Source organism: Nocardia sp. NBC_01329 (assembly GCF_035956715.1).
Taxonomy (GTDB): domain Bacteria; phylum Actinomycetota; class Actinomycetes; order Mycobacteriales; family Mycobacteriaceae; genus Nocardia.
This window is the reverse complement of record NZ_CP108381.1, coordinates 3,494,504-3,507,250: the sequence shown is the minus strand read 5'-3', so window position 1 is coordinate 3,507,250 and position 12,747 is coordinate 3,494,504. Positions and strand designations below refer to the sequence as shown.

Sequence of the window (12,747 nt, the reverse complement as noted above, 5' to 3'; positions counted from 1 at the left end):
ACCGTGACCACCAGAAAGGTCAGGATCGACACTTTCGCCTCCGTTCCGAAACCTGGGGCAGCGTCGTGCGGCCGATCGACCGCTGCTGCCGAACCGAATCGAAGCTACGAGCTGTTCGTCCGCCCGGCCGGGGACGTTGACGCGTCCTTTACGGGCCGCTGCCCCGCATTGACGCCTTCCTTGCGCGTGTCACCCGCCTGTTGTGCGGTGTGTCTCCCCCGGTCGTGTTTGCTGGGGGAGCGGTTGTATCGCACTGTACGTCCTTCCCGACGAGGCGGCCGTGGATGTCACCGGTCGATCATCGCGAGTCGCAACCCCCGATCGGTACCGCCCGGCACGCACAACGGAGGACTGCTCATGCACCCGTTCGCCTATGACCCGATCGAACTGATCCAAGCCGTCATCCTGGCCGTGCGCTGTGTGCTGCACGTGTACTCGTCGGGCACCCCGTGCCTGCCCATCTCATAATGTCGTGAGTGGAATCGGGGGCGCGCCCACCGGTCTCGGGAGGGACCGGCGGCGCGCGGCGACCGGCTCGTCAGAAGCAGTCGTTCGGCTCGCCCACTTTGACCACCGACAGCACCGCCTCGCCTTCGCCGATCGGCGAACCGGCCTCCGGTGTCTGCGCGACCACTACCCAGTTTCGATCCACCACCTGATTACGACCCCGGCCGGTGGCGTCCTCGCTACGGGACAAGAAGACCCCGGTGGTCTGGATGAGATCTTGTGCCGCTTGCAGATTCATGCAGACGACCGCGGGCATCGTCGCCTTCACGGCTGGGGGTGCGGCCTCGGTCGCGACGGGCTGCGGTACGGGCGCGAGTGCGGGTTCGGTGAGGGGGACCGTGGTGATCCGAACCGGGACCGCCGTAGCGACAGTGGTATACGACGCCGGATCCGGCTCGGGAGAGCCGCACGCGCCGAGTACTGCCGCGGATACAACGATTACGCACACGCTGAGAATTCTCATGAGCATCCTCTCGACCTTCGATTGAGTGAGGTGGATCACCCACAGATCGATCGGCTACCGGTACTCGTTACGTATGGATCAATTTCGGTGATTCGCACGCGGATGCGAAGGCCGAAGGGCCGGACCCGCCGCTCGCACGGCGGGTCCGGCCCTTCGGGTCCGATCGGTGAAGGTGCGGGGTCAGTCGGCCACGGCGGCGAAACCCGTGCGCAGGTCGTCGAGGATATCGTCGATCCCCTCGATACCCACGGCGAGCCGGACCAGCCCCGGCGTGACACCCGAGCTGAGCTGCTCGTCCGGCGTCAACTGGGAATGAGTGGTCGAGGCCGGATGGATCACCAGCGAACGCACATCGCCGATATTGGCGACATGGCTGTGCAGGGTCAGCGCGTCCACGAACTTCTTGCCCGCGTCGACACCTCCGGCCAGCTCGAAACCGACCACCGCGCCGGTGCCCTTGGGTGCGAGCTGTTTGCCCCGCTCGTACCAGGGGGAGGACGGCAGGCCCGCGTAGGACACCGAGGTGACCTCCGGCCGTTCGGTGAGGAACTCGGCGACAGCCTGCGCGTTCTGCACATGCCGTTCCACTCGCAGGCTCAGTGTCTCCAGACCCTGGCTGATCAGGAACGCGTTGAACGGTGCGATCGCGGCGCCGAGGTCGCGCAGTAGCTGGACGCGCGCCTTGAGCGCGTACGCCGGGGCGCCGAGATCGGCGAACACGGCACCGTGGTAGCTGGGGTCGGGTTCGGTGAAGCCCGGGAAGCGGGGCGCGTCACCGGCGCGGACGGTCCAGTCGAAGGTGCCGCCGTCGACGATCACACCGGCGATGGCCGCACCGTGGCCGCCGAGGTACTTCGTCGCCGAGTGCACGACGATATCGGCACCGTGCGCCAGCGGCTGGATCAGATACGGGGTCGCGACCGTGTTGTCCACGATCAGCGGCAGGCCCTCGGCGTGCGCGACCTCGGCGATCCCCGAGATGTCGAAGATGTGGTTCTGCGGGTTGGACACCGTTTCGCCGTAGAAGGCCTTGGTGTTCGGCCGGACCGCGGCCCGCCACTCGTCGAGGTTGTCGGGATCCTCGACGAAGGAGATCTCGATCCCGAGCTTGGGCAGTGTGTAGTGGAAGAGGTTGTAGGTGCCGCCGTACAACTTGGGGCTGGAGACGATGTGGTCACCGGCGCCGGCGATGTTCAGGATCGCCAGCGTTTCCGCGGCCTGCCCCGAGGACAGCAGCAGCGCCGCCACCCCACCTTCGAGGGCCGCGATCCGCTGCTCTACCGCGTCCTGGGTCGGGTTCATGATCCGGGTGTAGATATTGCCCGGCTCGGCCAGCCCGAACAGCGCCGCGGCGTGCGCGGTATCGCGGAAGGTGTAGGAGGTGGTCTGGTAGATCGGGAGGGCTCGGGCGTTGGTACTGGCGTCGGGGTCCTGGCCGACGTGGATCTGCTTGGTCTCGAAGCTCCAACCGGCGGACGGGTCGGCCGGCGGGGTGGATTCGGTCATCTCGAAAACTCTCCTGTAGGTGAGGGGGAACGGCAGATCACGCCGGATGCAGCGAATCCGCCTCGTGCAGCACGCTTTCCGGTCGGCCGCGGCCCGATACCTCGCTGCGGCCCGTTCACGCTAGGGGTGGCCGGGCGTAAATGTCCACCCTTATGTTCGGGCTGAGTTCAATGATGCCGTGGGGCACGCGGCGCGTCGACCTTTCCCGCCGGTCCGGCGCCGGACCGGGTTCCGTCGGTCGCGAACGGTGTTATCGCTCGGCGCGGACATGATCGGGGTGCCATCGGGGCCGGTGCGGAGGTCGCCGAAGCGTGCGGGTGGCCCGGGGCGGAGAGCTGATCCGCCGAATCGTAAGACAGAATGTTCAGAGTGTCTTACCGTCGATACATGATGGCAGAAACGCGTCAGGATCGGGCCCGCTTCGAATTGCGCTCCGGGGAGACATGGCGCGAACCGTGGTCCATGTACGCCGCATTGCGGGACCACGATCCGGTGCATCGCGCGGTGCCCACCGACCGGCCGGAGAACGATTACTGGGTGCTCACCCGGCACGAACACGTGTACGCCGCCGCCCGGGACACCGGCACGTTCTCCTCGGGTCAGGGGTTGACGGTCGAATACGGCGAACTCGAGCAGATCGGGCTCACCGGAAATCCGCCGATGGTGATGCAGGATCCGCCGGAGCACACCGATTTCCGCAAACTGGTCGCGCGCGGTTTCACCCCGCGTCAGGTCGCCGAGGTGGAACCGGTGGTGCGCCGGTACGTTCGCGCGCGGCTGGACCGGCTCGCCGAACAGGGCGGTGGCGATATCGTGGCCGATCTGTTCAAACCGCTGCCGACGATGGTGGTCGCCTACTATCTCGGGGTTCCGGAGGAGGACCGTTCCCGGTTCGACGGCTGGACGGACGCGGTGGTCGCGGCCGGTACCCAGCGCACAGCCGAGGCCCAGGCCGCCTCGATGGAGATGCTGGGTTATTTCGCCGAGCTCATCAAACGCCGCCGCACCGATCCGGGCGACGATACGGTGTCGCTGCTCGTGCAGGCCGGAATCGGTGCCGAGGACAGCGATATCGACGGTCTGGTGCAGATTCTGGCCTACACCTGGACCATGGTCGCCGGTGGTAACGACACCACCACCGGCCTCTTGGGCGGCGCGGTGCAACTGCTGCAGCGCTACCCCGAGCAGCGTGCGGCGCTGGCCGCCGATCCGGCGGGCATCCGGGTCGCGATCGAGGAATTCGCCCGGCTCACCTCCCCGGTGCAGGGCCTGGCCCGGACCAGCACCCGGCCCGTGGAGCTGGCCGGGGTAACGATTCCCGCGGGCCGTAAAGTGCTGCTCGTGTACGGCTCGGCGAATCGCGACGAACGAGTCTTCGGCACCGATGCCGCGGAACTCGATATCGAACGGAACCCGCAGCGCATCATGACCTTCGGCCACGGCCCGCACCACTGTCTAGGCGCGGCCGCGGCACGGATGCAGGCCCGGGTGGCGTTGGAGGAACTGCTGGACCGGTTCCCGGACTACCTGGTCGATATCGACGCCGTCACCTACGCCCCGGGGCCCTATGTCCGGCGGCCGACCGGTGTCCCTTTCCGGTGCGTGCCGTGACCGGAGCACACGGCTGGTCGAGGGCCGGGGTGCTGTGGTGACCGGTGACTGGCTGGCCGGTGGCCGGGTCGAACTGGCCGGCGAACGGATCCTCGACGCGGTGCGCACCCTGGTGATCGACCTGGGTGCCGGGACGGTCGGTATGGCCCAGGTGGCCGAGGCGGCAGGTTGCTCGAGGGCGACGCTGTACCGCTATTTCGCGAACCGGCAGGCGCTGTACGTGGCCTTCGCCGGCCGGGAGGCCGCCCAGCTCCTCGCGCGGGTCTGGCGCGACCGACCACTGGACGGCCCGGATCGCGCCGAACTACTGCTCGACGGTATGACCGCCACGCTGGCCGAAGTCCGCAGGACGCCGCATCTGGCCGTGTGGTTCGAACCGGCGAATGTGGGCATTGTGGCGCGGCTGTCGGACTCCTCGGAGGTGATCGACGAACTCGTAGCCGTGTTCGTGGCGCGACTGCGTCCCGAACTGTCCGCCGCGGCGGCGCATCGGCTGGGCGGGTGGGCGATCCGGGTGATGATCTCGTTGCTGACGCTGCCGTTGCCGAGCGACGACGAGGAGCGCGCCCTGCTGCGTGATTTCCTGCTTCCGTTCCTCTCGGAATCCGGTCTCGCGGTGCCGCCCAGCTGACTGCCGGGCGGCCCTCTCGGTGTCCACTACCCGGGTGAGCCTCAGAAACTCACCGCTCGGCTCGGTGTGAGCGATATCCGTACGCGTGGCCTCGGACCGCTCACACTTCGCGTCCTCGAATCTCCCGGGCCGCGGAAAGTATGGCGTCGGCGTCGTCGACCGGTGGGTGAATCAGTTGCATTATGTATTCTTTGATCTTCTTTCCCTCGGAGCCGGACGCCTGCACTCGGCGGTCCCAGCCTTCTGCCAGCACTGCGCCGGCCGCACCCAGGTCGAGGCAGGTCACATAGGGGTCCGGTGCGAATGGCAGGGCCGCGAGGCCGAGAAGGTCGGCGGCAGCGTTGTGTCCGGCGGTCTTGCCGAGCGGGACCGCGTATTGGCAGCTCTGCACCGTCGAGTGATCCGGATCGATTCGGGCTGCGGCCGTATCACCCGCGGCGAAGACATCATCGGTGACCCGCAGCCACTCGTCCACCTCCAACCGGCCCAGATGATCCCGAGGACCTGGGATCTGCAGGGTGAGCGGGCTGGCCTGCAAGCCGGCGGTCCACACTACCGCGTCGGTGTCGATCCGCGAGCCGTCCGACAGTGCTGCGAAGCCGTCGCCGACCTCGGTGACCGTGACGCCGAGCCGGCATGCGATACCCAATTCGTCGAGCGCCATCAGGATCTGTGGCCGCGGGCCCGCGCCGAGCTCGGGACCGACGTCGGTAGCGCGGTCGACCAACAGGACTCGACCTCTGGACGCGAGTTCGGTCGCCAGCTCCAACCCGGTGAATCCGGCGCCGACCACCATCGCGTGAAATCCTGGCCGTTCGCCCAGGTGGGCCTGTAAACGCTGAGCCCCGTCCAAGGTGTCGATATCGAACAATCGATCCGCACCGGGTAGCTCCGGCCGAATCAGGCGACTGCCGCTAGCCAGCACGAGACGGTCGTAGTCGATATCGCGACCGTCGTCGGTGGTCACCCGGCGTCGCGCGACGTCGATCCGGCGAACGCTCGCGCGGACGTGTTCGACGTCGATCGGTTTCACTATGCGGTCGAGCGCGACAGTGGCCCGGCCCGGGTCTGCTTCGTACAGTCGGGGGCGCAGCACCAGATCGCTATTGGGCGCGATCAACGTAATCCTCAGTTCGGCACCGGTCGAGTGCCGAACCTGCGCGGCCGACGCTGCGCTCCATACGCCGGCGAATCCGCCGCCGATGACAACGATATGAGGCATCCTCGATTCCTTCTCTTTCGGTAGTTCACCGCGAACCGATGCCCTCGTTGGGAAACGGTATCCCGTTTCTCGGTAGAGGGATTGATGGGTTCCGGCGGGATGAGCGGGAGTAGTGATGGTCGCTGGTCGGTCGGCACAGCCGGGCTTCATCGAGATGCCACAGGTCCCGGTTCCGGAGCCGGTAGAACTGCTCGGATCGGTCCAGCTGGATTGTGTCGCCGCGTGTTCGGACGACTGTTTTCTACCGGCATCGGATCACCGATCGCGGTCCGCGACGATATCGGAAAATTCTGTCCGAAAACGCGATACAGCGCAGTCGATGCCCAGTTCGGTCCGCGCCGATATGAGGCGGTCCCGGTGGCGACCGGGACCGGGTGGCTGAACGAGGTCGGTCATAAAACTCCATCGGGCCTGATTTACGGTCTCGCACTATCGTGGCCGACTTCGATATAAAGGAACAGCGTATTCTGGATTGCAGAAGATTGGAGCAACAATGGCGGGCCCTCTCAAGAAGCAGCCGTCATACGCGATTACCAGTGTCGACCACGCCCTCCACATCGCCGTGATGTTGCAACTCGAGGGTGAAGTCACCGTGTCGCAGATCGCCGACCGCCTGGGTGTGGCGAGGTCGACCGCGCACCGCCTCCTCGCGATGCTGGTGTATCGCGATTTCGCGGTACAGAGTGAGAACCGTTGCTACCGTGCCGGTCCGGTACTCGAGTTGGCCGCGCACTCGCATTCCCGGACATCGCAGCTACGCACGGCGGCCCTCCCGCATCTCCATCGGTTGGTCGATGTCCTGGGGGAGTCGGCCAACCTCATCATCCGCACCGGCAACACCGCGCGGTTCATCGCGAGCGTGGAAAGCCCACGAGCGTTGCGGATCGGAAGCCGCGAAGGCATGGTTTTTCGCGCCCACAAGATCACCGGAGGCCTGCTCTTGCTCGCCGAGTTATCCGACGAGGAGTTGCAGCAGGTCTTTTCCGATAGTAATAAGTCAGGCCAGCCCGATGACGACCGGCCTGATCTGTCGCAGCTACGCCGGACCCTGGGCCAGATCCGCAAAAACGGGTTCGTTGTCAACAAGGATGTGTCCGAGCGTGGAGTTACCGCGATCGGACGCCTCATCCGTGCCGATGACGGTCATGCCTTGGCCGGTGTGTCCATCTCCATGCCGAGCGTTCGCTACGACCCGGAAAAGCTTCCCGCGATCGTGGCGACACTCGCGCTCGCCGTGAAAGCGATCCAGGCCGACTTCACGAAGAGCTGAACGAACTCGAACCAGCCTCCGAACAAGGCCGTATCCGGCGATAGCGCAGATGAGTTCGTCGACTCGACCGCGTGAGTCGAGTCAACCGGTGCGTGCTCTCGACCGGCCGATGTTCCCGATGCTCGACACGCCGACGGCGACGAGCAGAGCGGCCCCGTTGAAGAACTGGCCTACCCACGCCGGTGCTCCGATCAAGGTCAGTCCGCTGACACTGACTGCCAGGAACAGCACGCCGATGACCGTCCCCAACACCGACGGCCTCCCGAGGTGTACGACGATCGTGCTCAATAGAACGGCCGTCAACGCGGGAAACAGCATGCTCATTCCCGGGTCGGACGTCGCCGAGCCCTGCCGGGCGAGCAGTAGAGCACCCGCGGCGCCGGCAACGAGACCGGACAGGGCGAAGGAGATGAACTTGACTCGGACGACATCGATGCCGGTGAGTCGAGCCGCGTTCGAGTTGGAACCGACGGCGAAAAGATAGCGCCCGAGCGGTGTGTGTTCCATGACGAACCACACCCCGAAGGCAATCGCCACGGACACGACCACGATCCTCGGCATCCCGAACCACGTCCCCGAACCCAAGGCAGTGACCTGGGGTGAAATCCCATTGGTGATCTGCAGGCCATCGGTGTACGCGAGGATCACCCCGCCGAGCAGCGTGGCCATCCCGAGCGTCGCGATGAACGGATTCATCTCGAACTTCGCCACGAGCAGACCGATGAACCCGCCGATTGCCACTCCGCCGAGCAATGCCATGCTGATGGCCGCCAGGGGCGGAAGACCGAAGTGCGCCATCGCCGCCGCTGCGGCGACACTGGTGGTCGCGGTCACGGCGCCGACCGAGAAGTCGAGGAACCCCGCGGCCATCGGGAAAAGTAATGCGAGTGCTACCACCAGCCCGACGGCTTGGTTCGCCACGAGCGCCCGCAGGTTGGCTTCGCTCCGGAACGCCGCACCGGATTCGGGGAGAACGGCGAACATAGCGGCCATGGCGACGAGTAGGAGCAGCAGTCCGTACCGCTGTACAAGGCGAGGCCAGCCGGGAAATTTCCGGTTCACAACGTAGGTATCGGATGCGGCCGCCGGCGTGGCAGCAATGGCCTGGTCAGTGTGAATCACAGGTATTCTCCTTCAACTGCATGTGAGAGCGCCGAGAGGCGTCCCTCGGTTGCCTCGGCGGCATCGAGCTCGGTGCGTATCCGCCCACCCGTCACCACGATGACGCGATCGCAGAGCGCCGCCAATTCCGCGAAATCCGACGACACGACGATCGCGGCGTTGGCACCGTCGCGAACATGTGATCGAAGGGCAGCGTGGATCTCGGTGCGGGCTGTGACGTCCACGCCCTGGGTCGGCTCGTCGAGCAAGAGCACTTTCGGTCGTCGCCGGATCCATCGAGCGATGACGACCTTCTGCTGGTTACCGCCGGACAGCGTGGTGAAAGTGGTGTCCGGCCCGGCTGCCCGGACGTCGAACTCGGCCATCAACTCGCCGGCCTCCCGGCGCTCGAGGCCATGGGCCATGCGCCAGATCCGCCAATATCGACCGACGATCGACATGGAGAGGTTGGTTACCAGCGACTGCTCGAGAAACGCCGCATCGCGCGCGCGGTCTTCGGGTACAAAGGCGAATCCGGCACGGATGGCATCACCGGGTCCGCTGAACTCGACGGCCGCGCCATCGACCTCGATCCTTCCTCCGTCGATCGCACGCGCGCCGAACAGGGTGCGCAGCAAGGTTGATCGGCCGGAGCCGAGCAGCCCCGCGACACCGAGGATCTCACCTCTGCGCACCTCGAAACTCACCGATTCGAGCGGGCCGGCCGCGAGGTCGCGCACCGCCAGCAACACCGGGCCCTTGGTAGCCGGCGTCTTGTCACGCCGCTGTGGTCGAGGAGCGGAGCCGGTCATGAACTCGATCAGCGCGGCTTCATCGAGATCGGCGTGGGCATCGGCGGTGGCGACTATCGCGCCGTCGCGCAGTACGGTCACACGATCGGCCAGGCGCAGGACCTCGGGCAACCGGTGGCTGACATAGATCACCGTCTGCCCGCGCGCCCGCAGCTGCTCGACCGCCTGCAGCAACAAGTCGACCTCGTGGCCGGGCAGGCTCGCCGTGGGTTCGTCGAGGACCAGTGTCACGGTTTCGCCGGTGTCGGTATCGCGGAGTGCGCGGGCGATGGCAACCAGGGTCCGGTCGCTCGGACGTAGCTCGCGCACGAGTGTGCGAGGATCGATATCCGACCCGATATGCGCGAGTTGCTCTGCGGTAGTTCGATGGAGCGCGCGCCAAGCGATCGCCGGCCCGAGCCGCCGCGGATAGCCGGACTCCAGCGCGAAGTTCTCGCTGACCGTGAGATCCGGCACGAGACCGAGATCCTGGTGGACAAACCGCAGGCCCGCTGATCTCCCGACCGCCGGACTGTATGCGTTCCACGCGTGCAGATGACCGTTCAGTCCGATGGTTCCGCCACGATCGGCCTGATGAACACCCGCGAGGATCTTCAGGGTCGTCGACTTACCGGAGCCGTTGCCGCCGAGAAGTGCGTGCACCGTTCCCTGGGCAACTTCGATGTCGATGCCGCGGAGGACGCGCACACCGCCGAAGGTCTTGCTGATACTCCGCAGGTCGACCGCGGGCGGCCTGCTTTCTCTGAATTCTCTCTCCTCGACAGCGGTCATCGCGATCGTCCCCATGCCTGCTGATAGTGACTCGAGAAGTCGATCGTTCCCACGTACTCCGAACCCGGAGCGGGCAGGTTGTTGTCAGCGTCCACGATCTGCATGCCTACGCCTGCCGGAACGGCTGCCGCACCGTTGAACACCCGGTTGAGCGAATCGATGGATGCGTAAGAGCGGTAGCCGCTGGACACGCCGACACAGAGTTCCTCGCCCTGCCCGCTCCGGATGTAGTCGAGGTCGTTGCGTTGACACTCGCTGCCCAGCACCAGCAGCCCCGGGCGGCCGGCGGTGACGAGAGCCTGCTGGATCCCGGCGACGAAGAAGTAGTCGACATCGACCGCGACGACACTGGCTTCGGGATGTCTCGCCAGCGCCGTTTCGAACCGCTGCCGGATGTTGGGGACGTCCGGCGGCACGATGGACACGGTGTCCACGATCGTGCAACCGCCACATTTCTCTATCCGCTTTCGGAAGCCATCGGCGAGATAGGTCCCGAATGCCACGTCCTGGAAGGCGACGTGCAGGACCTTCGCGGAACCTCCGGTCTTCGAGATGACGATGTCGGCGCGCAGCTCACCGAGTCGGGTGTAGAGGTCCGCGATCGAACCGCCACCGGCGAGGTAGCTCGCGGGGGCGTCGAACAGTGGAGTACTTGCGCCCTGAGTGGGGTCATCGCAGTCGAAACCGCTGAAAGAGGCGATCTTCACGTTTGCCTGCCGTGCTTCGACCAGTGCTTGTCGGACAGGAGCGCAGTCGACGGAGACCAGGACGATGCCTTCGGCCCCCGCCGCGGTCGCTTGGCGGATACATTCCGACCACCCGCCGTTGACGTTGTTGCGGCCGTCGCACACTCGCGTGGTCCAGCCGATCGCCGTGCCGGCTTCCACAAGTTGTTCGGATTGGTAAGCCAGGGCATGTACCTGCTGGAAGGCGGAGATGATCCATATCTCCTTGTCGGCAGCCGGTGCTGGTGCGGTGGCCGGGGGCTCCGTGGAGGAACCTCGGTACGCGGCCTCGGTCACCGCGGTAGCCTCGGCGACGAGCCCGGGATCAGTGCCTGCACTTGCCGGATCCGCGGCGTTGCCACCCTCCGAGGCGCACGACACGAGCAGTGTCAAGGCGAGGGCGATACCGGTCAGTGCGGTCCGACCGGGGGTGATCCACTTCATTTTCTGATGCCTCCAAAAAGCCTGATTCACCGGAAGTTCTCCGGAATACGAGTCGTCCAGGCGACGTCACGTTCGAGGGCGCTTGCCAGGCGCAATAGGGTGGACTCATCGAACGGCGACCCGATGAGCTGCACTCCCACCGGTAGTCCGTCCGGACCGAGATGGACCGGCAAGCTGATGGCCGGTAGCCCGCTGATGCTCGCAACAGTCGTGAACGCGACCATTGCCAGGGCGCTCGGCCGTGCTTCGTCGGGATATCGGTTCGCTTCGTCGACGATGGTTCCCGCCAGCGGGGGTGTGCAGGCCATGGTGGGCGTGAGTAGGACGTCGAAGTCCCGTTTCCATTGCGCGACAACCATTCTCGACTCGGTCTCGAGAATGCGCGCGGCCTGTACATATTCACCGGCATGCGTTCGCCGGGCCTGCAGCCACCGGTGTCGGTTGTACGGTTCGGCGAGTTCCGGATCTTCGAACGGGTAGGTGTAGAGCGAAGCCGGAATCACTGTTTCGACGTATGCGCGGATGGCGTTGCCGCTGAACAGCTCTGGAGCTACCGGCTCGACGATGTGCCCGTATCCCTCGAGCAGTCGCGCCGTCTGTATCGTCGCCGCCTCGCACTGTGGATCCACCGGCTGCCCCGTCGGCGCGTCGAGCAGCAGACCGATTCGCAACCTGCCGGACTCCCGGCCGATCTCGTCGACGAATGCCCGCTCGGGTGGCGGTGCCTGGAACCACGACAGCGGGTCCGGCTCGGAGATGCAGTCGAGGACTGCCGCGGTATCTCGGACCGTTCGTGTCAGCACACCGTCAGTGGTGCAGTAGAGCCACCAGGACTGGACGCGCTGCGGAACTCGCGCGCGGCTCGGCTTCAAACCGACCAAACCACAGGCCGACGCCGGCATGCGCAGTGATCCGCCGCCGTCGTTGCCGTGTGCGATGGGGGCGAGGCCGGCGGCGACGGCAGCCGCCGCACCCCCACTCGACCCGGCCGGTGAGTATCGGACGTTCCACGGATTCCGGGTGATTCCGTACCGCCGATTCTCGGCGACGGTCATGACACCCATCTCGGGGGTGTTGGTCCGGCCCGTCAAGTTGAATCCCGCCCGCAGAAACGCATCGACCACCAGTTCGTTCTCCGGTTTCGGCTCGTTCGAGATGCCGAGCGAGCCGCGGGTATCGGGTTGACCGGCAGCTGCGGTCAGGTCCTTGAGTGGCAGCGGGACGCCGTGGAAGGGTGGTAACTCGTCTCGCCGGATCACCGCTTGCTCCGCCGCCCTGGCCGCGGCCAGAACCTGGTCGTCGTTTCGCCAGACGAATGCGTTGAGTTCACCGTCGAAGCGGTCGATGCGGTCGAGATACAACTCCGCGACCTCAACCGGACTCACTTCACGAGTGCGGATGAGCCGAGCTACTTCGACTGCCGACATGAACGGGTCCACAGTTGATCCGCCTCCTTTGGGCTCGCCCGCGCTGAACGAGGTCGTGTCGAGCTCTCGGAGCGGGGGATTGCAACGATATCCAGATTCCGTCTGGCCGTACTCGAGATTCTGGATGAAAGAATCTTTGCCTCGGCAAAGCAGTTTTCCGGTGCTGCGGCGAAGATCTTGGATCAAGTGAAAACCGCACATTCTGTTGTGCAGAATATTCTCACGTCGAATGTGATCCGGACCATATTGTCACCCAC

General features: G+C 65.6%; 10 protein-coding genes. 3 read left to right on the top strand and 7 right to left on the bottom strand.

The features are described from left to right. Positions 1-538: 538 nt before the first annotated feature. On the bottom strand, positions 539-970 hold the full coding sequence (locus OG405_RS15765; RefSeq protein WP_327147255.1) for a hypothetical protein: 432 nt from the start codon (positions 968-970) through the stop codon (positions 539-541). A 180-nt stretch (positions 971-1,150) separates the two neighbouring features. Further along, positions 1,151-2,476, bottom strand: a complete 1,326-nt coding sequence (locus tag OG405_RS15760; protein WP_327147254.1) for a bifunctional o-acetylhomoserine/o-acetylserine sulfhydrylase — start codon at positions 2,474-2,476, stop codon at positions 1,151-1,153. Positions 2,477-2,863: 387 nt separating this feature from the next. On the opposite strand from OG405_RS15760, the gene OG405_RS15755 reads away from it, so the two are divergent. Together OG405_RS15755 and OG405_RS15750 are read left to right on the top strand one after the other, a co-directional pair. Further along, the gene (locus OG405_RS15755) at positions 2,864-4,087 is read left to right on the top strand and encodes a cytochrome P450 (protein ID WP_327147253.1); all 1,224 of its coding nucleotides are present in this window, start codon (positions 2,864-2,866) and stop codon (positions 4,085-4,087) included. A gap of 37 nt (positions 4,088-4,124) precedes the next feature. After that, on the top strand, positions 4,125-4,718 hold the full coding sequence (locus OG405_RS15750; RefSeq protein ID WP_327147252.1) for a TetR/AcrR family transcriptional regulator: 594 nt from the start codon (positions 4,125-4,127) through the stop codon (positions 4,716-4,718). Between the two features lie 100 nt (positions 4,719-4,818). Here OG405_RS15750 and OG405_RS15745 read toward each other — a convergent pair whose 3' ends face one another. Further along, positions 4,819-5,940, bottom strand: coding sequence for an NAD(P)/FAD-dependent oxidoreductase (locus OG405_RS15745; protein WP_327147251.1), 1,122 nt, complete (start codon positions 5,938-5,940; stop codon positions 4,819-4,821). A 472-nt stretch (positions 5,941-6,412) separates the two neighbouring features. Between OG405_RS15745 and OG405_RS15740 the strand changes: the two genes are divergently transcribed. Beyond that, positions 6,413-7,210 carry an IclR family transcriptional regulator gene (locus tag OG405_RS15740; protein WP_327147250.1) on the top strand — a complete coding sequence of 266 codons (798 nt, stop codon included), beginning with the start codon at positions 6,413-6,415 and terminating at the stop codon, positions 7,208-7,210. 81 nt (positions 7,211-7,291) lie between these two features. Here the strand turns inward: OG405_RS15740 and OG405_RS15735 are convergent, their stop codons facing one another. From OG405_RS15735 to OG405_RS15720, 4 genes are read right to left on the bottom strand one after another with little or no spacing between them, the layout of a single operon-like run. Continuing rightward, a complete protein-coding gene (locus OG405_RS15735; RefSeq protein WP_327147249.1) occupies positions 7,292-8,332 on the bottom strand; it encodes an ABC transporter permease in 1,041 nt (346 codons plus the stop codon). Continuing rightward, on the bottom strand, positions 8,329-9,909 hold the full coding sequence (locus tag OG405_RS15730) for a sugar ABC transporter ATP-binding protein (protein ID WP_327147248.1): 1,581 nt from the start codon (positions 9,907-9,909) through the stop codon (positions 8,329-8,331). The genes OG405_RS15735 and OG405_RS15730 overlap by 4 nt, the downstream gene beginning before the upstream one ends. Next, positions 9,891-11,063: a substrate-binding domain-containing protein gene (locus tag OG405_RS15725; protein WP_327147247.1), complete on the bottom strand. Its 1,173-nt coding sequence runs from the start codon at positions 11,061-11,063 to the stop codon at positions 9,891-9,893. Before OG405_RS15725 ends, OG405_RS15730 begins: the two co-directional genes overlap by 19 nt. Positions 11,064-11,089: 26 nt before the next feature. Next, positions 11,090-12,502, bottom strand: coding sequence for an amidase (locus OG405_RS15720; protein ID WP_327147246.1), 1,413 nt, complete (start codon positions 12,500-12,502; stop codon positions 11,090-11,092). Positions 12,503-12,747 lie beyond the last annotated feature (245 nt).

What these genes read in the sequence shown, in the direction of transcription:
- OG405_RS15765 (WP_327147255.1), bottom strand. Translation starts at nt 970, where the DNA reads ATGAGAATTCTCAGCGTGTGCGTAATCGTTGTATCCGCGGCAGTACTC.
- OG405_RS15760 (WP_327147254.1), bottom strand. Translation starts at nt 2,476, where the DNA reads ATGACCGAATCCACCCCGCCGGCCGACCCGTCCGCCGGTTGGAGCTTC.
- OG405_RS15755 (WP_327147253.1), top strand. Translation starts at nt 2,864, where the DNA reads ATGATGGCAGAAACGCGTCAGGATCGGGCCCGCTTCGAATTGCGCTCC.
- OG405_RS15745 (WP_327147251.1), bottom strand. Translation starts at nt 5,940, where the DNA reads ATGCCTCATATCGTTGTCATCGGCGGCGGATTCGCCGGCGTATGGAGC.
- OG405_RS15730 (WP_327147248.1), bottom strand. Translation starts at nt 9,909, where the DNA reads ATGGGGACGATCGCGATGACCGCTGTCGAGGAGAGAGAATTCAGAGAA.
- OG405_RS15725 (WP_327147247.1), bottom strand. Translation starts at nt 11,063, where the DNA reads ATGAAGTGGATCACCCCCGGTCGGACCGCACTGACCGGTATCGCCCTC.